The following is a 21,625-nucleotide window of genomic DNA, read 5'->3' on the forward strand; positions in this document are numbered from 1 at the left end:
GGCAAAGCCGGTTCCGCGCTGGCCCTTGTACTGCAACTGTGAACTGCGAAGGACTGTAATGACCACACCTGCCATCCCCACCGTGCTCGACACGGCACCCATGGATCCCGCCCTGGCCGGCTTCCTGGCCCAGGCCGCCGCGCAAGGCAACCCGCCGCTGGAAAGCCTGCCTCCCGCCATCGCACGACAGGTGTATCGCGAGTTGGCCGACACCTTGGGCCTGCCGGCACCGGCCATCGGGAAGGTAGAGGACACCTTCGCCCCCGGTCCCGCCGGCCCCCTGCGCCTGCGCGTGTACAGCCCCGACATCAGCGGCCCCTGGCCCGTGCTGCTGTATGCGCACGGCGGAGGTTTTGTGATCGGCGACCTGGAAACCCATGACAAGGTCTGCCGCACGCTGTGCTACCACGCCGGCATGCTGGTCGTGGCGGTCGATTACCGGCTGGCGCCCGAGCATCCCTTCCCCGCCGCGCCGGACGACGTCGAGGCCGCCCTGCTCTGGGTACTTGTGAACGCCAACGCGCGGGGCGGCGACGCCGGCCGCATTGCCGTGGCCGGCGACAGCGCCGGTGCGCAACTCGCGCTGGTGGCATCACGCCGCGTCAACACCGAGGCCGTCCGTGCCCTGGGCCTGATCTACCCGGTGGCGCAACACCCCGACCGGCCCAGCGCGTCTTACCCCGAGAACGAGGGCAAGTTCCTCAGCATGGGCGTGATGCAATGGTTTATGGCCAGCTACCTCGGCAAGCAGACGGATGCACACAAGCACCCCGACTTTGCGCTGCTCGATTCAGGCGGCCTGGAAGATTTGCCCGCGACCTGGGTGGCGACCATGGGCCATGACCCGCTGCGCGACGAAGGCCATGCCCTCGCGCAGCGCGTAGCCGCGGCGGGCGTAGAAGTGGCACACCGGCATTACCCCGAGGCCATCCATGCCTGCATCCATTTCACGGCGGTGTCGCCTGTGGGCTTGCGGGTCATGGTGGACCTGGCGCAATGGTTACGCTCGCGGGTGTGAGGGCTCTCCGACTCAAGCCTGTGGAGCCGTCCCGGCACGCCGGCGCGCAAAGTCCACATACCAGTCCAGGCAAGCGGGGTTGGCCATGGCGTCGCGGTTCACGACTTTCTCGAGCGGCTGACCCAGCAGCAGCTTTTTGATCGGCAGTTCCTGTTTTTTGCCCGAGAGCGTGCGCGGGATTTCGGGCACGGCAAAAATCTCATTGGGCACAAAACGCGGCGACAGTGCGGTCTTGACGGCCTGGTTGAGTTTGGCCTTCATCGCCTCGTCAAGTTCATGCCCGGGGCGCAGCACCACAAAGAGCGGCATATAACTTTCGCGGCCCAGGTATTCGAGGTCGACAACCATGGAGTCCAGCACCTCGGGCAGGGCCTCGATGGCGCTGTACAGCTCGCTGGTGCCCATGCGCAGGCCGTGGCGGTTGATGGTGGCATCGCTGCGGCCGTAGATGATGCAGCCTCCCGAACGCGTGACCTTGAGCCAGTCGCCGTGGCGCCAGACGCCGGGGTAGGTGTCGAAGTAGCTGGCCAGATAACGTTGATTGTCCTTGTCGCCCACGAAGTACAGCGGCATGGAGGGCAAGGGCTGGGTGCAGACCAGTTCGCCGACTTCGTCGACCACGGACTCGCCCTTGTCGTTCCAGGCCTCGACGGCGCAGCCCAGGATGCGGCATTGCATTTCGCCAGGGACCACGGGCAGTTCGCGATTGCCGCCGATAAATGCGCCCGCGAAGTCCGTGCCCCCAGAGATATTGCACCACCAAATATTGGGGTTTCCCATCTTCGCGAATTGCGCCGTGCCCCAGCGCTGCGTGTCTTCGCTCAGCGGCGAGCCCGTGGTGCCCAGGGTGCGCAGCCGGCCCAGGTCCCCGCATTGCGCAATGTCTATGCCCGCCTTCATGCAGTTGGCAAAAAAGGCCGCGCCCGCGCCAAAAAAAGTCGCGCCGGTGTTGGCGACAAAACGCCACAGCGTGGTCCAGTCAGGCTGGTCCTTGTTGGTGCCGGCCGGGTTGCCGTCGTAAATGCAGCAGGTGGTGCCGTTGAGCAGGCTGGCGGCCTGAACGTTCCACATGATCCAGCCGGTGGAGCTGTACCAATGAAAGCGTTCGGGATGGGCGGCATCCGCATGGCTGGGTGCCAGGTCGTTGTGCAGGCGCAGCAGCGCCAGCCCCACCAGGGCCACACCGCCGTGGCCGTGGACGATGGGCTTGGGCAGGCCGGTGGTGCCGCTGGAGTAAACAATCCACAGCGGATGCTCAAAAGGCAGCCAGAGCGGTTCGAAGGCCGCGGTTTGTTCATCGTTGCGCGCGACGGCCTGCGCGAAGCTCGCATGGCCGGCCGGCAGGCCGGAGGACGGGAGGATCTCGTGGATCAGCACATGCGTGACGCTGGGCAGCGCCGCGACGAGTTCTGCCACCGCCTGGTCGCGCGCCATGTCGCGCCCGCCGTAGTGCACGCCGTTGCAGGCGATCAGCACCTTGGGTGCTATCTGGCGAAAGCGGTCCAGCACGGCAGGCGTGCCCATGTCGGGCGCGCAGACGCTCCAGACGGCGCCCAGGCTGACCGTCGCGAGAAAAGCGACCATGGTCTCGGGCGTGTTGGGCAGGTAGGCGGCCACGCGGTCGCCGGGCTGGACGCCCTGCGCCTTGAGGTGCAAGGCCAGCGAGGCCGACTGCCGGCGCATTTCGGCCCAGCCCAGTTGACGCGCTGGCTCGCCCCTGGCCAGGCTGGCTTCGCCATGGCTCAGGATGGCAGGCACACCGGCCGCTTCGGCGGCTGCCACATGGCGGAACACCTGCCGCGCGTAATTGCCCTGCGCGCCGGGAAACCATTCGGCGCCCGGCATGGCGCGCCGGCCCAGCACGGCGGTGTGCGGCGTGGGTGACTGGACTTCAAAATAATCCCAGATACTTTGCCAGAAGGCGTCTATGTCGCTGACCGACCAGCGCCACAAAGCTTCGTAGTTGTCGAATGACAGGCCGCGCGTGGCCTGCAGCCAATTCTGGTAGTGGCGTATCTGGAACATGGGCACAACCATAAACCAAGTCGGGCGGAGGCGGCCAGCCACGAAGGAGCCGTGGCGTATATTGGCTGGCGGCCGCGTGCCGCCCCACCCCGGAAAGTATTGATTGACCGACCCAGCCTGGACGATTCACTGCGACGGCAGCGCCGTGCCCAACCCGGGCCGCATGGGCCTGGGCGCGGTGCTCACGGCGCCCGACGGCACGCGCCACCCGCTGTCCACCCTGGCGGAGGGCCGGGGCTGCAACAACGAGGCGGAACTGCGCGCGCTGATGGCAGCGCTGCAGGAGGCCAGGCAGCGCGGGGCGACCACGCTGCTGATCCACTGCGACAACAGCGTGGTCGTGGAACAACTCGCGGGAACCGCCCTTGAGCCTTTTTTGCGCCTGGCCCCGCTGTTTGGCGAAGTCCGCGCTATGCTGCGGTCTTTCGCATCAACGCGGCTGGTGTGGATACCACGCCACCGCAACCGTGAGGCCGATGCACTTGCCAGGGCGGCCGTGGGGCTGCTGCCCAAGAGCCCGGTAGCGGCGCGCAAACGCCGGGCCTGAGCCGGGCGGCCCAAAAACCAGTCCCCAGACAGGGGATTGCACTTTCGCACAATCGTGCTAATATTCCCGCCATGGACGCCAAAACCCAGAAAAGCGAAATGACCCGCGCCGCCATCATTGGCGCGGGCATAGACCTGGCTGCGGCGGACGGCCTGGAGGCCATCACCTTGCAGGCGGTGGCCGACCGCATCGGGCTTTCCAAGAGCGGCGTGTTCTCGCGCATAGGCTCGCGCGAGGCCTTGCAAAAAGCCGTCATTGAAGAGTTCGGCCGGCGCTTCATCGCCGACGTGTTTGTGCCCGCCATGCAGCAGCCCAAGGGCCTGCCGCGCCTGGAGGCGATCGTGCAGCGCTGGATCGTGCGCACGCGCGATGTCGAGGCCAAGTCGGGCTGTATTTACACGGCGGGCGCCTTCGAGCTGGACGACCGCGAGGGCGAACTGCGCGATGCGCTGTTCAGCGAGATCACCCGTTGGCGCGCCGCCTTGCGGCGCACCGTGCTGCAGGCAGTGGAAGCCGGCCACTTGAAGGCCGATACCGATGCGGAGCAGCTGGTCATGGAAGTGAGCAGCATCGCCATGGGGCTGCTGCACGATGCCCGTTTTCTGCGCGACCCCCGCGCGGCTGAACGGGCTCAGGCATCCTGGGAGCGCCTGATAAAGAGCTACCAGACCGAGGCAGTCACCAACAAATAAGAGACTAGAGAAGGCGAAAGGGGCAGCAGTGCCTTTTTCAGTGTTTGGGTAACTTTTAATTTCGCACGACTGTGCGGAGAAATGAGGCAATCATGTTGATCTTGATTATTGGTTTAGGCGTATTCCTCGGCGTTCGCGCCGTGAAGGCGGTCCTGGCTTCGCTGCGTGGTTTGCCGCGCAGCAACGAAGACTGGATCTGGTACTGAAACCGCGGAGCACGACGCCATGACACGCACCTCCCTGCAGGCCACCACGGCCTTTTACAACGCCAGCCCCCTGACGCGCATCTTCCGCTGGGGCCTGGGCGCTTCGCAGCAGCTGTGGCCGGCGCTGGCCGTGCGCGCGGCCTACCGGCTGTTCGGCACGCCGCTGCCGCCCAAATGGATCAGCCGGCGACGCGGCTGGAGCCCCGACTGGCACATCGAGCAATGGCCCTTCGAGGACGCCAGCCTCACGCTGTACTCACGCCCCGTCGCGCCGCACGGCCCGGTGGTGCTGCTGGTGCACGGCTGGGGCGGCCATGCCGGGCAGATGCTGGCGCTGGCCGATCGGCTCAGCGCGCAGGGCCTGCGGCCCGTGATTGTCGAGATGCCGGCGCACGGCCGCAGCAGCGGCTCGGTCAGCAACCTGCCGCAGTTCGCGCGCGTGCTGGAGTACGTGGCGGCGCGGCTGCAGCAGCAGGGCCACACGCTGCGCGCGGTGGTCGCGCACTCGCTGGCCGCCAATGCCGGCGCCTACGCGGCCAGCCGCGGGCTGGCGGCCGGCCGCCTGGTGCTGCTGGCGCCACCGGCCTCGCCGCTGGAATACACACGGCTGTTCGCCCATGTGTTCGGCTTGGCCGAATCGACACGCGCGGCGATGCAGCGGCGCATAGAAGCGCGCGAAGGCATCTTGATGCCGCAGTTCGAGCCCGCCGCGGTCGGCCCGCGCATCAGCCTGCCCACGCTGGTGGTGCATGACCGCCACGACAGCATCAACCGCTTCGCCGACGGCGTGGCCTACAGCGAGGCGATTGCCGGCGCGCGCCTCATGGCGACCGAAGGCCTGGGCCACCGCAAGATCCTCAAGGACGAGGAAGTGCTGCGCGAAGTGGCGGCCTTCCTGGCCTGAGCGGCACCTGAGCCGCGCCTGCGCGACGCACCCGCCCTTGTGCGGCGCGTACATTCCCCCTAGCATTGCCTCACTTTTTATACAGAGGAGACATGATGGGAATGCTGGACTGGACGGAAAAAAGCAGCGCGGTACTGCAGCAAGGCGGGGTCATAGGCCCTGATGAACGCCTGCCCTGGCCGCAGACCGCGGTCATGGGCGTGCAGCACGTGATCGCGATGTTCGGCGCCACGGTGCTGGCGCCCATCCTGATGGGCTTCGATCCCAACATCGCCATCCTGATGAGCGGCATAGGCACGCTGATCTTTTTCCTCGTCACCGGCGGCAAGGTGCCCAGCTACCTGGGCTCCAGTTTTGCCTTTATCGGTGTGGTGATCGCCGCCACGGCCTATGCCGGCAAGGGGCCCAACGCCAACCTGGGCGTGGCACTGGGCGGCATCATTGCCTGCGGCGCGCTTTATACGCTGATAGGCGTGGTGGTGCAGGCCATAGGCACGGGCTGGATAGAGCGTTTCATGCCGCCGGTGGTCACGGGCGCGGTGGTGGCGGTGATAGGCCTGAACCTGGCCGGCATTCCCGTCAAGAACATGGCGGCCGGCAATTTCGACGCATGGATGCAGCTGGTGACTTTTGTCAGCGTGGCCCTGGTGGCGGTGATGACGCGCGGCATGGTGCAGCGCCTGCTGATCCTGGTCGGGCTGATCGTGGCCAGCGTGATTTACGCGGTGCTCACCAACGGCCTGGGCCTGGGCAAGCCCATAGACATTTCGGGCATCGCCAGCGCGGCCTGGGTCGGCCTGCCGGGCTTTACCACGCCGGTGTTCAACGCCGGCGCCATGCTGCTGATCGCGCCGGTGGCCATCATCCTGGTGGCGGAGAACCTGGGCCACATCAAGGCGGTGACGGCCATGACCGGCAAGAACCTGGACGTCTACATGGGCCGGGCCTTTATCGGCGACGGCGTGGCCACCATGGTCTCGGGCGCTGCTGGCGGCACAGGCGTGACGACCTACGCGGAGAACATCGGCGTGATGGCCGCGACCAAGATCTACTCGACGGCCGTCTTTGTGGTGGCGGCGCTGATCGCGGTGCTGCTGGGCTTCAGCCCCAAGTTCGGGGCGCTGATCCAGGCCATCCCGCTGCCGGTGATGGGCGGCGTGAGCATTGTGGTGTTCGGCCTGATCGCCGTGGCAGGCGCCAAGATCTGGGTGGACAACAAGGTCGACTTCTCGGACAACAAGAACCTGATCGTCGCGGCCATCACGCTGGTGCTGGGCACGGGCGACTTCACGCTGCGCTTCGGCCAGTTCGCGCTGGGCGGCATAGGCACGGCCACCTTCGGCGCCATCCTGCTGTACGCGCTGCTCAACCGCAAGCGCTGAGTCGGTCCTCCACAAAAAAGCCCCGGCGGGTGATGCACCCGCCGGGGCTTTTTGACTTGCGGCCTGGCCGTTTAACCGATAAATCGGCCGCCGGCGCCCAGCACGCCGAGCTCCACAAACTTCGAGCCCGCGAACGGCGGCGCGGCGTAATCGACACTGAAACCGCCGAGGTCGAACTTCTGCAGTCCGGCCAGCGCGTTGCGCAGCTTGGCGCGCGTCAGCTCGCGGCCGGCGCGCTCCAGGCCTTCGGCCATGACGAGGGTATTGACGTAGCTCTCAAAGCTGACCGGTGAGAACTCCTGCTGGCCGATGGCGCGCATGGCGGCCTGGTAGTCGCGCACCACTTGCAGCTTGGCACGGTACGGGTCGGGGAAGACCATGGTCAGCGCAACGCCGGAACCGGCCGCGCCCAGTGCCTTGATGCCGTCGCCCGACAGCGTGACGCTCAGGCCCGCGATCGGCAGCATGGGCGACGCTTTCTTCAGCGCGCTGATCAGGCCGACGGACACCGAGCCCGCGGTGCCCAGCAGCACGGCGCCGGGTTTGCCCGCGACGACCTGGTTCACGACCTCAGTGAGGTTTTTGCCGTCCACGGCCAGCGCCGCCTGCGTCGCGGCCTTGACGCCCTGCGCCTGCAACGCGCGGCCGACGTCGACCAGCACCTCCTTGCCGTAGTCGTTGTCCAGGTAGACGACGGCCAGGTCCTTGATGCCCATGCTCACGATGCGCTGCACCAGGCGCTGGGTTTCGTCGGTATAGCTGGCGCGCACATGGAACACATTGCGCATGCCGGGCTTGCGCAGCGAGGAAGCGCCCGAGCGCGGCCCGACGTAAGGCAGGTTGGACTCTTCAATCAGCGGCACGATGGCAGTGTTGTTGGGCGTGCCCACGCAGGACATCAGCGCAAAAATACTGCCGTCGCCAATCATCTTCTTGACGTTGTCGGCGCTGCGCTGCGGCACATAGGCATCGTCCATCATCTGGAACTGCAGCACCCGGCCGTTGACGCCGCCCTTGGCGTTGATCTGGCCCATGGCGGCATCCACGCCTTGTTTGAGTTCTGCACCGACACCGGCCAGCGGGCCGCTGGTCGCACCCGTGCAGCCTATGGTGACGGCCTTGGCGGTCAGGCCGTCCTGGGCATAGGCATTGCGGATAAAAGCGGGGGCGGCGGCAAGGGCAGCCATTTGAGGGGCAAGCGAAAGGAAGCGGCGGCGAAACATCGCGAAGAATCTCCAGGGGGCGGCCGTGAAGCCAGAAGAACAAGGCCGTGCGGCCTTGGGGGTGAACAACTAGCCGCCGCCCGGCGCAAAAGCGCGGGCCGGCAGCGGAAGCACCGGAGTGTAATGGATTCTAGGTAATAACCCTGATAAACCGTTCGACAACAGGGACATCAGGGACGGGCCGCGTGGGCCGCCCGCCTTATTTAGCCTGAGCTCGCCCCGTCGCCTTGGCCAGGGCGGCCTTGGTGGCCCTGAGTTCGCGCTCCAGGTCGGCGCGCTCGTCGATTTGCTGCTCCAGCACCTCGTTGACCTGGGCCAGGTCTTCGGCGGACTCCTGGATGCGGGTTTCCAGGGCATCGGTTTTTTCCAGCGCCTGGGCGACATCGCCGCTTTGCACATGCGGCGGGATTTCCTGTTTGAGCACCGTGTTGATCACCAGCAGTTCGGCGGCCGACTGTTCCACGGTGTCTTTCACGGACTCATTCTGGTCAAGCGCGCGTTCCAGTGGCGTGGGTACGGCGGAGAGCGGCTGGGGCATGTCAGGGTCCTTGATAAGGGAGGGCGGGGTTGTTGCCGGCCATGAACCTGTGCAAAAGCGAGGGCTTACAAACGGTGCGCGGAATCCGCGGACGATTCTACGCTTGCGCCCTGCGGGAAGCCCGCCAAAGGCCGGGCGCGCGCCGGGGTCTCCATTCAACACAAAGCTTATCGAGCTGTGGCAGGTTTGGCCGTGCGTGCAGGCGGCGGCGCGGAGGCGGGCGGCGCCGGCCCGGGGCTGAAAATTTTTCCCAGTGTGGCCCCTATGCGCGCGCCTATGGCCGTGCCCACGCCCGGCAGCACGGCCGTGCCAACAACGGCGCCCGCGATGGCGCTGTTGGGCACTGAGAATTTGACGTTGTCGAGCGGGCCGCTGACGCTGAGCGGAACACCGACGATGCCGTCCACCAGGTCGACGGCGAACTCGGCCTCGATCTGGCGGTTGGCGACCTTGGCCTGGCCCGAGGCGCTCAATGAACCCGAGGTGGCCTTGAGGTTTGTATATGTGACCACCATGCCCTGCGGCGTGTTCTGCGTGTCGAACTGGCCGGTGACCGAGTCCAGCGGCGTCTGGCCGGCGTGCTCCCTGCCGGCGCTGCGCACGGCCTTGTCCAGGTCAAAACGCAGCAGGGTGGACTTGCCGATGTTGAAGGGCGTGCGCGTGTGCAGCGAGCGCGCGAGCTCGCCCACCGTGTCGCCGTCTGCCGAGAGCGTGGTCTGGCCCGAGGCCTTGCCCGCGATGACGGAGCGGCGATTGAACGCCGCCATCATGCTTTCAACCTCCACGCCCTGCGGCTGCAGCTCGCCCTCCAGGTGCATGCGGCCCTTGGCGCGGAAATCGAGCCTGACTTCGCCGTGGGCCGTGCCCCCGCCCACATGGATGCGCGCGGCCCAGCGATCTTCCTGGCCCTGGCGCGCCAGGCTCAGGTCGGTGGCGGGCTTGAAGCCGGGCCGGCGCAGCTCGGCCTTGCGCGGGCGCCAGCCGGGGTCAAAATCGACTTCGCCCTCATAGACCACCGCGATGCCGCGCCGCGAAATCCAGGTCAGGTCGCGAAACACAAAGCGCGCGAGCGGCAGCTCTTCGGCCGCCGTCTCGTCCTTCTCACGCCCGCCGCCCAGGCCGTGCAGCGAGAGCTGGGGCACGACGGCGCCCTCCAGGTCGGCCCGGTCTATCTTGATGCGGCGCTGCGCCAGCGCGAACAGGTCGGGATAGGCGGTGAGTTTTTTGATCAGTATGGGCTGGGCTTGCTCGGTCGCGACATCTTCAATCACCACGGCGGGCGAAGGCAGCAGCCGCCAGCGCAGCCCGCCCACGCGCACCTTGGTGCCCAGCTGGGCCTCCAGTTCGGCGGAGGCGCGGCGCGCCAGCTCCTCATCGGATGGCAGCCAATGCAGCAACGCAAGCCACGCGGCGCCCAGCAAAAGCACGGCAATGCCCAGGCCCAACAGCCACTTGTTTGCGCGTGTCATCAAATCATGTCCCTCATGCAAGCCAGCTTAAGCCGCGGCGCCGCTGTTGCCGAGGCGACAAGTGGCCCACCTGCTGTAGGCCGCAAGCTTATAGTCCTGGTACCTGAGAAAGCCCCATCACCATGTCCATCTGGAAACAGCCCATCTCCGTCGCACTGCTCACCGCCGCCAACGCCGACAGCGCGGTGACGCACCTGGGCATAGAGTTCCTGGAGGTCGGGGACGACTTCATACGCGCGCGGGTGCCGGTGGACCGCCGCACGGTGCAGCCCTACGGCCTGCTGCACGGCGGCGTGTCGGTGGTGCTGGCCGAAACCCTGGGCTCCTGCGGCGCGGCCTTCGCGGCGCCCGCGGGCCATCGCGCCGTGGGGCTGGACATCAATGCCAACCACCTCAAGGGCACGACCAGCGGCTGGGTCACGGGCACCACGCGCCCGGTGCACATAGGCCGCAGCACCCAGGTCTGGCAGATAGACCTGCACAACGACGCGGGCGAGCTGACCTGCGTCTCGCGCATCACCATGGCGATGCTGCAGCCGGGCTGAGGCGGTCGGTTTACGAATAGCAACGAATTGCCCACGCCGGGCAGCCGCCCCTGCGCTTGCCACCGGCGGGCCCGTCATGGCCGGAGTACAGGCAAGCGCCCATAACCTCCGCGACAGCGTGCTCACCCACGCAGAGTGAGGCGGCAAGCCGCTTCCAGCCACGCCCCGCCGCATCCATCCAGGCCAGCGCCCGGAGCACTCCCATATTTTTTTCGTCTCGAAAAGCCGTTTTTATCGTATTTGATCTTATGAGTATTCGTCCCTATCGTTCGGCGACGTAAGGCTTAAAGGTAACAAATGGACACGAAAACACTTCAAAGATGCGCGGCGGCACTGTTGGCGGCTGCCCTGTGCGGCACGGGACACGCACAGATCCTGATCGGCCAGACCGCCGGGTTCACCGGTCCCGTGGCCGCGGGCGTGAAGGAGACAACCGACGGGGCGCGCCTGTGGCTGGACGCGGTGAATGCCAAGGGCGGCATCGCGGGCCAGCAGCTGGAGCTGGTGTCCATGGACGACAAGTTCGACCCCAAGCTCGCCGCGGAGAACGCGCAGAGGCTGGCCGAGCGCGGCGCCGTCGCCCTGTTCCTGACGCGCGGCACGCCGCCCACCGAAGCCGTGCTGCCCGTGTTGCAGGCCAACCGCCTGCCGCTGGTGGGCCCGTCCACCGGCGCGATGGTGTTGCACCAGCCGGTGCAGCGCTATGTCTTCAATGTGCGCGCAACCTACCAGCGCGAGGCCCAGAAAGCCATTGAGCACCTGAATACACTGGGGATCACGCGCATCGCCCTGATCCATGCGGACGACTCCTTCGGCCGCGACGGCCTGGAGGGGGCCAACAAGGGTTTTGCCCAGGCCCAGCTGAAACCCACGCATGTGCTGAAGGCGGACCGCAGCAAGCCCGACTACAGCCAGCTCGTGCCGCCCATCCTGGCCAGCGACGCGCAGGCCGTGCTGTGGATAGGCTCGGCCAACGCCGTGGCCGAAGGGGTGAAGGCCTTTCGCGCCGCCAAATCGTCGGTGCGTGTGGTCACCCTGTCGAACAACGCATCGCAGGGCTTCGTCAAGGCGCTGGGGGAGTATTCGCGCGGCGTCATCGTCACGCAGGTCTACCCGTCCGAGCGCTCTTATGCCTACACCATGGTGCAGGAAGCCACAGAGCTCGCCAAGGCCAAAAAGATCATGCTGTCGCCCGCCATCCTCGAAGGTTATGCCGCCGCCAAGGTGCTGGTGGAAGGTCTGCGGCGCGCCGGCAAGAACCCCACGCGCGAGACGCTGCAGGCGGCCCTGGAAGGCATGAAACGCTACGACCTGGGCGGGCTGGAGGTGAGTTTCGGCCCCGACGACCACACGGGCCTGGACTTCGCCGACCTTTCCATCGTGGACCTTGAAGGCCGCTTCGTGCGCTGATGGCGGGCCCTCTGGATACCTCGGCCGCATCAGCGCCCATTCACAAGGGGAACCGCCATGGCCTGGAAAAAGTCGCTGCACAGCTGGCTGCACGAAAGCGTCGCCGAAACAAGCAAACCGCGTCACGTGGAGCAACTGCGGCTTCAGCTCCACGAGGCACTGGAGCGATGCGAAGGGCCTATGTGCGAACGCATGCACTGGCGCATAGACGCTGCGTGCACCGCGCAGCACCTGTGGCTGTTGCGGGGAGAAATATTCCAGCTTGTCTCGTGCCAGTTCTGCCAGGAAGAGGCCACGCGCCGCATCAACGCGCTGCTGCCCGCCTTCTCCGGCGGGTTGCCGGAGCGCATGCTGACACGGGTCCAGGGCTCTTAGGATGTTTTGGTGATTTAGAACGAACTAATCAGTAGTTCCTCAAATAAGGGGGCCTGCCCACAATCCGGTGTTTGACCTCTTCAACACCGCGCGCCCCGCGCCTTCGCCACCATGAATTTCCAGCAGCTGCGTTCCATGCGCGAGGCCGTGCGATGCAATTTCAACCTGACCGACGTGGCCAATGCCCTGCACACCTCGCAACCCGGGGTCAGCCGGCAGATTCGCGAACTCGAAGAAGAGCTGGGCATTGAGCTCTTTGTGCGCGCCGGCAAACGCCTGACGGGGCTGACCGAGCCGGGCGCTCACGTGCTGCCCATCATCGAACGCCTGCTGCTGGAGAGCAGCAACCTGAAAAAAGCCGGCCAGGAATTCATGGCCCAGCAAAGCGGCCTGCTGTCGATTGCCGCCACACACTCCCAGGCGCGCTACGCGCTGCCGCACGCGGTGCAGGAGTTCCGCAGCCAGTTTCCCAACGTGAAACTGCATCTGCACCAAGGCTCGCCCAAGCAGGTGGCCGACATGCTGGTGTCGGGCGAGGTCGACGTGGGCATCGCCACCGAAGCGCTCAACGACTACCCCGAGCTTGTCGCCCTGCCCTGCTACCGCTGGACGCACTCGGTCATCGTGCCGCCCGGCCACCCGCTGCTGGACGGCCCGCTCACGCTGGAGAGCCTGGCGCGCTTTGCGCTGATCACCTACGACACCGGCTTCACCGGCCGCTCGCACATCGACGGCGCTTTCACGCAGCGCGGCCTGGCGCCCAACATCGTGCTGACGGCCATGGATGCCGACGTGATCAAGACCTATGTGGAGCTGGGCATGGGCGTGGGCATCGTCGCGTCCATCGCCTACGAGGCCGAGCGCGACACCGCCCTGCGCGCGCTGGACGCGGGCGCGCTGTTCGGCATCAACCTCACCAAACTCGCGGTGCGCCGCGGCAGCTACCTGCGCGGCTATGTCTATGCGTTTATCGAGTCCTTCGCGCCCACGCTGACGCGCGCCGTGGTCGAGAAAACCTTGAGCGAGGAACCCGGTGCCGCGAGCTATGACATCTAGAGCCTAGAGCCGCTCACAAGCCCAGCGACGCATATGCGCCCGCCAGCGGGGGCCGCGGTCCGGCTTTGCCGGCCGCAAGGCGCCTGTCCCCTGGAAGGGGAAAAGGCGCTACGCGCAGCGAGCGTCCGATAGGGGTGATCACTTAAACCGGATAGACCTTGACCGGCCGCGTCGCCACCGGGAAGCCCGCCGCGCCCAGGGTATCGGCAATCGCCATATTGGTGTCGAAGTAGACCTGCCAGTAGTGGTCGGTGTGGCAATAGGGGCGCACCGCGAGCTTGGGGCCGAATTCGTTGAACTCCAGGATCTCCACGTCCACCGCGGGCGTCTTCATGGTGTTGGCGACCTTGGCGACGGATTCCTTGAGCAGCGCGATGGCCTTGTGGATGTCGGCCGAGCCGGCCAGCTGCGCGGCGAGTTCGACCCGGCGGTAGGGGTTGGCCGTGTAGTTCTTGATATCGCCGCCCATGATCTTGGCATTGCCCACCACGGTCTTGACGTTGTCGGGCGTGTTGATGCCGGTGCCGAACAGGCCGATTTCCAGCACCGTGCCTTCGACCCCGCCGGCGCTCACGTACTCACCCACCTTGTAGGGCCGCAGCACCAGCAGGAAGATGCCCGCGGCGAAATTGCTGAGCAGGCCGCTCCAGGCCGCGCCTATGGCCACGCCCGCGCCGGCCACCAGGGCGGCGAAGCTGGTGGTCTCTACCCCGAAGTAGCCGAGGATGGCGACGACCAGCACGATATTGAGCGCGACGGTGATAAAGCTCACCAGGTAGCGCTGCACCGTGGGGTCGATTTCCTGGCGCGTCATGGCCGCACCGACCAGCCGCGTCACCAGGTGGATGAGCCAGCGCCCAATGATGAAGACGGCGATCGCGCCTATGACCTTCAGGCCGAAGGCCAGCAGTATCGGCTGCGCCTGTTCCGCCCAGCTTCCGAGTTTTGCGGTGTCCATGTGTTCTCCCTGTTCAGTTGTTGGTACCGGGCATCTTAGGGATGCGGCATGCGGGTGTAAACAGGGGCCGTCGCTGCGCGCCCACACGGGCCGCGAGGGTCCCTATGCAAAGCTTTGCTTATTCAGTGGCTGCGCGCGCCATGCGTTCGCTCTTCCAATACACATCGTCGCCGCCGTTCATGCGGTTGAGCACGCGCGACAGCACAAAGAGCAGGTCGCTCAGGCGGTTGAGGTACTGGCGCGGCGCATCCTTGAGAGGCTCGGCCGCGCCCAGCGCCACCACGGCGCGTTCGGCGCGGCGCGCCACGGTGCGGCACACATGGGCCAGCGCGGCGGCGCGCGAGCCGGCCGGCAGGATGAACTCGGCCAGGCGCGGCAGCTTCGCGTTGTGTTCGGCCAGCGCCTCGTCGAGCAGCGCCACGGCCTCGGGCTTGAGCAGCTCAAAGCCCGGGATGGACAGCTCGCCGCCCAGGTTGAAGAGCTGGTGCTGCACCTCCACCAGCAGTTCGCGCACACCGGGCGGCAGTTCTTCGCATAGCAGCACGCCGATCTGCGAATTGAGTTCGTCGACGTCGCCCATGGCATGGACGCGCAGGCTGTCCTTGGATACGCGCGTGTTGTCGCCCAGGCCGGTGGTGCCGTTGTCGCCGGTGCGGGTTGCGATCTGTGAAAGTCTGTTGGCCATGGTGCGAAGGCGCGGTGAAGCGCGATTAGGAAAAGTCAATGAAGCAAAGGGACTAATAAGAGACCCAGGCGGCAAGCGTTACGCGAGGCAAAAAAATGTGTCGTCCTAGGACATCATGTCAGTGAGGCAACACCCTGAAAAACTGCTGGCCGCGAGGCGCCGGCTGGGTTGCAATGGCGGCTTGTTCACTCTTTGAAAGACTCCTCGCATGACCCTACACACGACGGCAACATCCCCCGTAAAACATTCAAAACATTCTATTCCCGGCTTTGAGTTGCGCAGCGTGCTGCTGGTGGCCGCATTGGCCGCGGGCGCCGCCGGCGCCGCGCGGGCCCAGTCCGCCCCGCCGTCGCCGGCCAGCCCCGGCAGCCCGCCGTCCCAGATGGCGCCCTCCGCCACCCCGGGCGCCGTGCCGCAAAACCGCACCACCCCCAAGGACGTCGAGGCGGCTTTCAACCGCGCCGACGCCAACAAGGACGGCAAGCTGGACCGCCAGGAGGCCGAACACCTGCCGGCCGTGGCACAGCGTTTCGAGCAGATCGACACCAACCACGACTCCTTTATCTCGCTGGCCGAACTCACTAAGGCCGCCACCGGCTCTTGATCCCTCGCGGGGTGACCATCGCCCCGCCTTCATGCCTCACTCCCGCGGCCACGGCCGCGGGTCTCCGCTTCGTTGGTGCAGATTGGCGCAAAGGACGCACACGTCGTAAACTGTGCCACCGACCCGGAGACAACAATGAACGCCCCCCTCCCCCAACACCTGCTTCCCGAAATCCACCAGCGCGAGACGCCGGCGGCGCTGATAGACGCGCTCAAGGCCCGCTTTGCCGAGCGCTGCTCAACCGCCCTGGTGGTGCGCGAGCAGCACGGCCGTGATGAATCCTCTTTCGCCGCGCCACCGCCTTCGGCCGTGGTGTTTGCCGAAAGCACGCAGGACGTGGCCGATGCGGTCAAGCTGGCCGGCCAATACAACGTGCCGGTGATTCCCTTTGGCGTGGGCACCTCGCTGGAAGGCCATTTGCTGGCCGTGCAGGGCGGCATCAGCATCGATGTGAGCCGCATGAACAAGGTCTTGTCCATCAACGCCGAAGACCTGACCGTCACCGTGCAGCCGGGCGTGACGCGCAAGCAGCTCAATGAAGAAGTCAAAAGCACCGGCCTCTTCTTCCCGATAGACCCGGGCGCCGATGCGACCTTGGGCGGCATGAGCGCCACGCGCGCCAGCGGCACGAATGCCGTGCGCTACGGCACCATGCGCGAGAACGTGCTGGCACTGGAAGTCGTCACCGCCGACGGCAGCGTCATACGCACCGGCACGCGCGCCAAAAAATCATCCGCCGGCTACGACCTGACCCGCCTCATGGTGGGCAGCGAAGGCACGCTGGGCGTGATCACCGAAGTCACCGTGAGGCTCTACCCGCTGCCCGAGGCCATCTCGGCCGCGGTGTGTTCCTTCCCGAGCATAGAGGCCGCCGTGCGCACCACCATCGAGGTGATACAGCTGGGCGTGCCGATCGCGCGCGTGGAGCTGATAGACCACAACACCGTGCGCATGGTGAACACGCACTCCAAGCTCACGCTGCGCGAGGAGCCCATGCTGCTGATGGAGTTCCACGGCACGCCCAGCAGCGTGAAGGAACAAGCCGAGCTGGTGCAGGAACTCGCCAGCGGCCATGGCGGCAATGCCTTTGAATGGGCCAGCACGCCGGAAGAGCGCACGCGCCTGTGGACGGCGCGGCACAACGCCTATTTCGCGGCCATCCAGTCCAGGCCCGGCTGCCGCGCGATCTCCACCGACACCTGCGTGCCGATCTCGCGCCTGGCCGACTGCCTGCTCGAGTCGGTGGCCGAAGTCGACGCCAGCGGTATCCCCTACTTCCTGGTCGGCCACGTCGGCGACGGCAACTTCCACTTCGGCTACCTGATTGACCCGGCCATCCCCAAGGAGCGCGAAGTGGCCGAGGCGCTGAACCACAAGCTGGTGGCACGCGCGCTGGCGCTGGAAGGTACCTGCACCGGCGAGCACGGCGTGGGCCTGCACAAGATGGACTTCCTGGTGACGGAAACCGGCGACGGCGCGGTCGACATGATGCGCACCATCAAGCGCGCGCTGGACCCGAAAAACATCATGAACCCGGGCAAGATTTTTTCGCTGTCCTGAAGCCGCATCGCCTCAGCCCCCGGCCTGAACCTGAAGGCCGGGATCGCCGAGCGTGAAGAAAAACGTGGCGCCTCGGCCGGGCTCCGAGTGCGCCCACACCCTCCCTCTGTGCCGCGCCACGACGGCGTGGACAATGGCCAGGCCCGTGCCCAGGCCGGGGAATTCGTCCTCTGCGTGCAAGCGCTGAAAGGGCATGAAGAGCTTGTCGGCATAGGCCATGTCAAAGCCTACGCCGTTGTCCCGGATCCACCACATCGGCGCGCCGGACTCATCCTGGCCGCAGCCGACTTCTATCTCCGAAACGTCGCGGGTGGCGCTGAACTTCCAGGCATTGCCGACCACATGCCAGACCACCACCGCCAGCAGGCTGCGGTCGGCGTGCGCGGGCCGCGTGGGCCCGGCAAAAAGCCTCACCCGCCGGCCCGGCTCCTGCTCGCGCAGCTGCTCGACCATGGCCTTCACCAGCCCGCTGACATCCACCGTCTGTATCCACAGGCTTCTGCTGGAGACGCGTTCCAGTTCCAGCAAGGCGTCGGCGCAGGCGTCCACCTGCCGGGTGGCGCGCAGGATGCGCTGCATGAGCTTGCGGCCTTGCGCGTCCTTGGTTTCAAGCAGCCGGCGGTCCAGCAGTTCACCGAAGCTGCCCAGGGAAATCAGGGGCTGCCTGAGGTCATGGGCCAGCAGGCTCATGAAGGTGTTCAGTCGCTCGTTGGTCGCGTTGAGTTCGGCGGCGCGCTCGTGCACACGCTGCTCCAGGTGCTTGTTGAGCGCGAAGATCTCCGCGCGCGCCAGGATGTTGCGGCTCATCTCGCGCCTGACCGATGCCATCAGCACGACAAACACCGCCACCGCCAGGCCTATGGTGACGATGAGCGACACCAGCATGGTGGTACGGCCCTTTTCCAGGGGGCCGGCCTGCTCGCGCCGCAGCGACTGCTGGGCGGTTTCAAGCTCCCGCTCCAGCCGCGAGAGCTGCGAGAACAGCACCACGCTGGCGAAGGAGTCGCCCGCATCGCCGTAGCCGGCCGGCAGCGGCGCGCCCGGTGATGCGGACAGCGCGTCGGCCGTCACGCGCTGCGCGCGCGCCAGCGAGGCTTTGAGCGCCGCGACACGCTGCTGCTGGCCGGCCGCCATGTGGTCCGCATGCCCGGTGAAGGCCACCACCGAGCGATAGGTGTAGCTCGCCGATGCCACCAGAACCACCAGCGTGCCGGCCATGGCGAGCACCACCTTGATCTCCAGCGGGGAGAGTTCGGTTTCGATGCTGCTGAGCGAGGTGTCGCGCGCATGCGCGGCGGCCACGGCCAGCCCCAGGGCGGTGAAGGCCAGCGCAGTGTTGACCGCCACGGGCGGCAGCCAGACGTCGGTGACCAGCTCGCTGGCATGCCAAAGGTAGCCCAGCAGGCTGACCGCGCCTATGCTGGCAACCTGGCCGCCGCACACATAAGCCAGCCAGCCCGCGTGGCGGCAGCGCACAAAGCCCAGCCCTATACCCAGCATGAAAAACGTCCAGGCGCTGAAGGGCGACATGCGGCCGGGGGTCAGGTTGTAGGCATTGGCCCCATCGCGAAACAGCAGTTCATCGATGCGCAGGTCCGCCGCGAAGAGGTATTCAAACAGCGTGGCCGCACCGATGGCGCTGACGGCGGCGGCCAGGGCATAGCCCCAGTAGCGCATTCTTTTTTCATGGCGGCGCAAACCCACGAGCAGGGCCGCGGCGGACAGGCACAGGCCGATGGCCGTGTTGGGTTTCATCTGGACGGCGCCCGGTATCAGGCTTTTCAGGATGTCCAGCTGCAGCACCCAGCCCAGCAGAGCCACGACACCCATGGCCATGGCCAGGCCCGCGGCAACCAGAACGGTATGCCTTCTGATGTGGCTCAGATTAAAGGTGCGCATGGCGAACCCCATTGCTTCTTCGCCGGCGCGGCCAACTCCGGAGGGACGCCCGAAGACCTGGCCGCGCCCTTGAGTCCAAAGATTAGCACTTTATTACTCAAACAAGTAGAGCAATTAACACTATTTGGGTAAGACTTTGGCGCCGAGGCGGAAAAGAAAAAGCCCCCTCTGGAGGGGGCTGCGGTACAGCGTGAAAGAGCCTTGCCCGAACTGGCCGGGCTATTTGTTGCCGCGCAACCGCTCGATGAGCCCGTTGAGTTCGTCCATGGAGGCGAACTGTATCGCCACCTCGCCCATGTCCTCGCGCCTGCCGTTGCGCTTGACCTGCTTCTTGACACGCACTTCCACGTCGGCCATCAGCAGGTCAGCCAGTTCTTCTTCCACGCGGCGGGTGTCCCGCGATTTTTCTTTCGCGGCTTTTTGCGGCTTGAGCGAAAACTCGGCGCTGAGTTTTTTGACCAGGCTTTCGGCCTCGCGTACCGACATCTTCTTGGCCGAGATCTGGTTGGCTGCGGTGATCTGCGCGGCGCGGTCCAGGCCCAGCAGCGCACGCGCGTGGCCCATGTCCAGGTCGCCGGCCATCAGCATGGTCTGCACCGGGTCGGCCAGGTTGAGCAAACGCAGCAGGTTGGAGGCGGCGCTGCGCGAGCGGCCCACGGCCTGCGCGGCAAGTTCGTGCGTAAGGCCGAATTCCTTGACCAGGCGCTGCAGGCCGTGCGCTTCTTCCAGTGGATTGAGGTCTTCGCGCTGGATGTTTTCGATCAGCGACATGGCGGCCGCCGACTCGTCGGGCACGTCGCGCACCAGCACCGGCACGCTGTCCAGGCCGGCCAGTCTGGCCGCGCGGAAGCGTCGCTCGCCGGCGATGATTTCATACTTGCCGTCGTTGGCGCCGGACGTCAGGCGCCGCACCAGGATGGGCTGCATGATGCCCTGCACCTTGATGGATTCGGCAAGCTCGTAGAGCGCGCCCTCGTCCATGCGGGTGCGCGGCTGGTACTGGCCGGCGACCAAGTCTTCCAGCCGCAGCGAGGCCGGCAGGCCCGGGCTGTTGGCGCTGATGCTGGCGTTCTCGGCGTCGCTGGCGCTCTCGCTGACCTTGGGGCCCAGCAATGCTTCCAGCCCGCGGCCCAGGCCTTTGGGTTTTTTCGTGACCATGTTTCTATTCCTTCAATCCGTCAATGTTGATGTAGGGAGCCCTGTTCAAGGGGGCGTGAGGCTGCCGCCCAGGGACTGCAGCACGCCGCGCCACAGGGCGTCGCGCTCTTCGTAAGGTTGCGCATCCTGCTTGCCGCTGGCCTGCTCCCAGGCCGATGTCATCACCAGCACAATGCCGGTGGAGGGCTGCACATAGACCGTCTGGCCGTGGATGCCCTGCATGGCAAATGTGCGCGCCCGCATCGGCATGAGCCAGAACTGGTAGCCGTAGCCAAAGTAGGGCGTGGCCGTGCGCGGCTTGAATGCCGGCGGCTGGCGTGTTGCGTCGGTGGCGTCCAGCAAATAGTCCTGCGGCAGGACCTGCAGCGCACCGGGCTTGCCGGTGGTTTTGTCGATGGCGCGGCCGTCATTGGCCAGCAACTGGCCCAGCCGCGCCCAGTCGCGCAGGCTGGCGTTGAAGGCGCCATGGGCTTGCTCCTGCCCGTCGACGGAGACACGCCAGAAGGCATCGTGCTCGGCGCCCATTGGCTTCCACAGCCAGTCGGTGGTGAGCTCAGCCATGGTCTTGCCGGTGGCGGCCGTCAGCACACGACCCAGCACGTCGGTCTCGGCGCTGGCATAGACAAACTTTTCGCCGGCCGGTGAGTGGCGATCGGTGATGCTGCGCAACACGTCGATGGGCTTGCCCGCGCCAGGCGCGCCGGCGCCAGCGCGCGAGAGGCGCGCGATGTCGTCCTTGCCGTCGTAGCGCTCGGTGAAAGTGAGACCCGAGCTCATACGCAACAGCTGGCGAATCGTGGTGGCACCGTAGGGGCTGCCGGCAATCTCCTTGACGTACTTCTCGGCTGCATCGTCCAGCGAGGCAATCTGGCCCAGCGAGAGCGCCTTGCCGACCAGTAGCGAGGTCACGCTTTTGGCCATGGAGAAAGACAGAAAGCGCGCGTCGTCCTTGCGGCCGTAGCGGTAGTGCTCGGCGACGATCTCGCCGTTTTTCAGCACCAGCAGGCTGGTGGTGCGCTGGCGGTCCAGGTAGTCGGCCAGCGTGTAGTGGGTGTTCTTGTAGCGGTAGCTGATGGACGTGGGGCTGGCCGCGCGCGGCAAGGGGCTGGCCTCGGCCGGGCGCGCCACCGTGCGGACCTGCACACCGGCCACCTTGTCCATGGCCGACCAGGAGCCGATACGGTAAGGATTGCTGTACCAGGTGCTGGCATTGCCCAGCGGGTAGCCCTGCGATTTGCCAAGCAACTCTTCATCGGGTTCGGCATGCAGCGCGGGGCAGGCAAGCGAAGCGGCCAGGGCGGCCACGGCCAGTACGGTGGACGCCAGGTGAGAACGCGAGCGGGCGAAAGCGCGGGGCAAGTGCATGGGCTC

General features: G+C 66.2%; 20 protein-coding genes. 11 read left to right on the forward strand and 9 right to left on the reverse strand.

What is annotated here, in order from left to right; genetic code table 11:
• Positions 1–58 precede the first annotated feature (58 nt).
• Positions 59–1,018, forward strand: coding sequence for an alpha/beta hydrolase (locus tag BLQ85_RS16815; protein WP_074578455.1), 960 nt, complete (start codon positions 59–61; stop codon positions 1,016–1,018).
• A 12-nt stretch (positions 1,019–1,030) separates the two neighbouring features.
• Here BLQ85_RS16815 and BLQ85_RS16820 read toward each other — a convergent pair whose 3' ends face one another.
• Positions 1,031–3,043: an acetoacetate--CoA ligase gene (locus tag BLQ85_RS16820; RefSeq protein WP_083336892.1), complete on the reverse strand. Its 2,013-nt coding sequence runs from the start codon at positions 3,041–3,043 to the stop codon at positions 1,031–1,033.
• A 103-nt stretch (positions 3,044–3,146) separates the two neighbouring features.
• Here BLQ85_RS16820 and BLQ85_RS16825 point away from each other — a divergent pair, with 103 nt between their 5' ends.
• The 4 genes from BLQ85_RS16825 (at position 3,147) to BLQ85_RS16840 (ending at position 6,774) form a co-directional block, all read left to right on the forward strand.
• On the forward strand, positions 3,147–3,590 hold the full coding sequence (locus BLQ85_RS16825; RefSeq protein ID WP_074578459.1) for a ribonuclease HI family protein: 444 nt from the start codon (positions 3,147–3,149) through the stop codon (positions 3,588–3,590).
• 71 nt (positions 3,591–3,661) lie between these two features.
• The gene (locus tag BLQ85_RS16830) at positions 3,662–4,282 is read left to right on the forward strand and encodes a TetR/AcrR family transcriptional regulator (protein WP_074578461.1); all 621 of its coding nucleotides are present in this window, start codon (positions 3,662–3,664) and stop codon (positions 4,280–4,282) included.
• A gap of 225 nt (positions 4,283–4,507) precedes the next feature.
• Entirely contained in the window at positions 4,508–5,392 is an 885-nt protein-coding gene (locus tag BLQ85_RS16835) for an alpha/beta hydrolase (RefSeq protein ID WP_074578463.1), read from the forward strand.
• Positions 5,393–5,487: 95 nt separating this feature from the next.
• Positions 5,488–6,774 carry a solute carrier family 23 protein gene (locus BLQ85_RS16840; protein WP_074578618.1) on the forward strand — a complete coding sequence of 429 codons (1,287 nt, stop codon included), beginning with the start codon at positions 5,488–5,490 and terminating at the stop codon, positions 6,772–6,774.
• Positions 6,775–6,845: 71 nt separating this feature from the next.
• Here the strand turns inward: BLQ85_RS16840 and BLQ85_RS16845 are convergent, their stop codons facing one another.
• The 3 genes from BLQ85_RS16845 to BLQ85_RS16855 form a co-directional block, all read right to left on the reverse strand.
• Entirely contained in the window at positions 6,846–7,997 is a 1,152-nt protein-coding gene (locus BLQ85_RS16845; protein WP_074578465.1) for an ABC transporter substrate-binding protein, read from the reverse strand.
• A 199-nt stretch (positions 7,998–8,196) separates the two neighbouring features.
• Complete coding sequence (locus tag BLQ85_RS16850) at positions 8,197–8,535, reverse strand: hypothetical protein (RefSeq protein ID WP_074578467.1); 339 nt, start codon at positions 8,533–8,535, stop codon at positions 8,197–8,199.
• A 167-nt stretch (positions 8,536–8,702) separates the two neighbouring features.
• Positions 8,703–10,004, reverse strand: coding sequence for an AsmA family protein (locus BLQ85_RS16855; protein ID WP_074578469.1), 1,302 nt, complete (start codon positions 10,002–10,004; stop codon positions 8,703–8,705).
• 122 nt (positions 10,005–10,126) lie between these two features.
• On the opposite strand from BLQ85_RS16855, the gene BLQ85_RS16860 reads away from it, so the two are divergent.
• The 4 genes from BLQ85_RS16860 to BLQ85_RS16880 all read left to right on the forward strand — a co-directional run bounded on the left by BLQ85_RS16860 (position 10,127) and on the right by BLQ85_RS16880 (position 13,390).
• Positions 10,127–10,549, forward strand: coding sequence for a hotdog fold thioesterase (locus BLQ85_RS16860; protein WP_074578471.1), 423 nt, complete (start codon positions 10,127–10,129; stop codon positions 10,547–10,549).
• 297 nt (positions 10,550–10,846) lie between these two features.
• Positions 10,847–11,959 (forward strand): ABC transporter substrate-binding protein, encoded by a 1,113-nt coding sequence (locus tag BLQ85_RS16870; RefSeq protein ID WP_074578475.1) that lies wholly within the window; start codon positions 10,847–10,849, stop codon positions 11,957–11,959.
• 57 nt (positions 11,960–12,016) lie between these two features.
• Positions 12,017–12,334, forward strand: a complete 318-nt coding sequence (locus BLQ85_RS16875; protein ID WP_074578477.1) for a hypothetical protein — start codon at positions 12,017–12,019, stop codon at positions 12,332–12,334.
• 111 nt (positions 12,335–12,445) lie between these two features.
• Positions 12,446–13,390, forward strand: coding sequence for a CysB family HTH-type transcriptional regulator (locus BLQ85_RS16880; protein ID WP_074578479.1), 945 nt, complete (start codon positions 12,446–12,448; stop codon positions 13,388–13,390).
• Between the two features lie 142 nt (positions 13,391–13,532).
• Here the strand turns inward: BLQ85_RS16880 and BLQ85_RS16885 are convergent, their stop codons facing one another.
• The gene (locus BLQ85_RS16885; protein WP_074578481.1) at positions 13,533–14,348 is read right to left on the reverse strand and encodes a mechanosensitive ion channel family protein; all 816 of its coding nucleotides are present in this window, start codon (positions 14,346–14,348) and stop codon (positions 13,533–13,535) included.
• A gap of 118 nt (positions 14,349–14,466) precedes the next feature.
• Positions 14,467–15,033 carry a cob(I)yrinic acid a,c-diamide adenosyltransferase gene (locus tag BLQ85_RS16890; protein WP_074578483.1) on the reverse strand — a complete coding sequence of 189 codons (567 nt, stop codon included), beginning with the start codon at positions 15,031–15,033 and terminating at the stop codon, positions 14,467–14,469.
• Between the two features lie 208 nt (positions 15,034–15,241).
• On the opposite strand from BLQ85_RS16890, the gene BLQ85_RS16895 reads away from it, so the two are divergent.
• Positions 15,242–15,637, forward strand: coding sequence for an EF-hand domain-containing protein (locus BLQ85_RS16895; protein ID WP_074578484.1), 396 nt, complete (start codon positions 15,242–15,244; stop codon positions 15,635–15,637).
• A 135-nt stretch (positions 15,638–15,772) separates the two neighbouring features.
• The gene (locus tag BLQ85_RS16900) at positions 15,773–17,197 is read left to right on the forward strand and encodes an FAD-binding oxidoreductase (protein ID WP_074578486.1); all 1,425 of its coding nucleotides are present in this window, start codon (positions 15,773–15,775) and stop codon (positions 17,195–17,197) included.
• Positions 17,198–17,209: 12 nt separating this feature from the next.
• On the opposite strand, the gene BLQ85_RS16905 is transcribed toward BLQ85_RS16900, so the two are convergent.
• From BLQ85_RS16905 to BLQ85_RS16915, 3 genes are all read right to left on the reverse strand, one after another.
• Positions 17,210–19,096 (reverse strand): sensor histidine kinase, encoded by a 1,887-nt coding sequence (locus tag BLQ85_RS16905; protein WP_175456136.1) that lies wholly within the window; start codon positions 19,094–19,096, stop codon positions 17,210–17,212.
• Between the two features lie 219 nt (positions 19,097–19,315).
• Positions 19,316–20,254, reverse strand: a complete 939-nt coding sequence (locus tag BLQ85_RS16910) for a ParB/RepB/Spo0J family partition protein (RefSeq protein ID WP_074578489.1) — start codon at positions 20,252–20,254, stop codon at positions 19,316–19,318.
• A 45-nt stretch (positions 20,255–20,299) separates the two neighbouring features.
• Positions 20,300–21,619, reverse strand: a complete 1,320-nt coding sequence (locus tag BLQ85_RS16915) for a serine hydrolase domain-containing protein (RefSeq protein ID WP_083336888.1) — start codon at positions 21,617–21,619, stop codon at positions 20,300–20,302.
• Between the last annotated feature and the right edge of the window lie 6 nt (positions 21,620–21,625).

The sequence above is a fragment of the Polaromonas sp. JS666 genome, assembly GCF_900103405.1.
Classification (GTDB): domain Bacteria; phylum Pseudomonadota; class Gammaproteobacteria; order Burkholderiales; family Burkholderiaceae_C; genus Polaromonas.

Bases quoted from the DNA above. Each gene is read 5' to 3' on its own strand.
- BLQ85_RS16815 (WP_074578455.1), top strand. From the start codon at position 59: ATGACCACACCTGCCATCCCCACCGTGCTCGACACGGCACCCATGGAT.
- BLQ85_RS16820 (WP_083336892.1), bottom strand. From the start codon at position 3,043: ATGTTCCAGATACGCCACTACCAGAATTGGCTGCAGGCCACGCGCGGC.
- BLQ85_RS16830 (WP_074578461.1), top strand. From the start codon at position 3,662: ATGGACGCCAAAACCCAGAAAAGCGAAATGACCCGCGCCGCCATCATT.
- BLQ85_RS16835 (WP_074578463.1), top strand. From the start codon at position 4,508: ATGACACGCACCTCCCTGCAGGCCACCACGGCCTTTTACAACGCCAGC.
- BLQ85_RS16840 (WP_074578618.1), top strand. From the start codon at position 5,488: ATGGGAATGCTGGACTGGACGGAAAAAAGCAGCGCGGTACTGCAGCAA.
- BLQ85_RS16845 (WP_074578465.1), bottom strand. From the start codon at position 7,997: ATGTTTCGCCGCCGCTTCCTTTCGCTTGCCCCTCAAATGGCTGCCCTT.
- BLQ85_RS16850 (WP_074578467.1), bottom strand. From the start codon at position 8,535: ATGCCCCAGCCGCTCTCCGCCGTACCCACGCCACTGGAACGCGCGCTT.
- BLQ85_RS16855 (WP_074578469.1), bottom strand. From the start codon at position 10,004: ATGACACGCGCAAACAAGTGGCTGTTGGGCCTGGGCATTGCCGTGCTT.
- BLQ85_RS16860 (WP_074578471.1), top strand. From the start codon at position 10,127: ATGTCCATCTGGAAACAGCCCATCTCCGTCGCACTGCTCACCGCCGCC.
- BLQ85_RS16870 (WP_074578475.1), top strand. From the start codon at position 10,847: ATGGACACGAAAACACTTCAAAGATGCGCGGCGGCACTGTTGGCGGCT.
- BLQ85_RS16875 (WP_074578477.1), top strand. From the start codon at position 12,017: ATGGCCTGGAAAAAGTCGCTGCACAGCTGGCTGCACGAAAGCGTCGCC.
- BLQ85_RS16880 (WP_074578479.1), top strand. From the start codon at position 12,446: ATGAATTTCCAGCAGCTGCGTTCCATGCGCGAGGCCGTGCGATGCAAT.
- BLQ85_RS16885 (WP_074578481.1), bottom strand. From the start codon at position 14,348: ATGGACACCGCAAAACTCGGAAGCTGGGCGGAACAGGCGCAGCCGATA.
- BLQ85_RS16890 (WP_074578483.1), bottom strand. From the start codon at position 15,033: ATGGCCAACAGACTTTCACAGATCGCAACCCGCACCGGCGACAACGGC.
- BLQ85_RS16895 (WP_074578484.1), top strand. From the start codon at position 15,242: ATGACCCTACACACGACGGCAACATCCCCCGTAAAACATTCAAAACAT.
- BLQ85_RS16900 (WP_074578486.1), top strand. From the start codon at position 15,773: ATGAACGCCCCCCTCCCCCAACACCTGCTTCCCGAAATCCACCAGCGC.
- BLQ85_RS16905 (WP_175456136.1), bottom strand. From the start codon at position 19,096: ATGCGCACCTTTAATCTGAGCCACATCAGAAGGCATACCGTTCTGGTT.
- BLQ85_RS16910 (WP_074578489.1), bottom strand. From the start codon at position 20,254: ATGGTCACGAAAAAACCCAAAGGCCTGGGCCGCGGGCTGGAAGCATTG.
- BLQ85_RS16915 (WP_083336888.1), bottom strand. From the start codon at position 21,619: ATGCACTTGCCCCGCGCTTTCGCCCGCTCGCGTTCTCACCTGGCGTCC.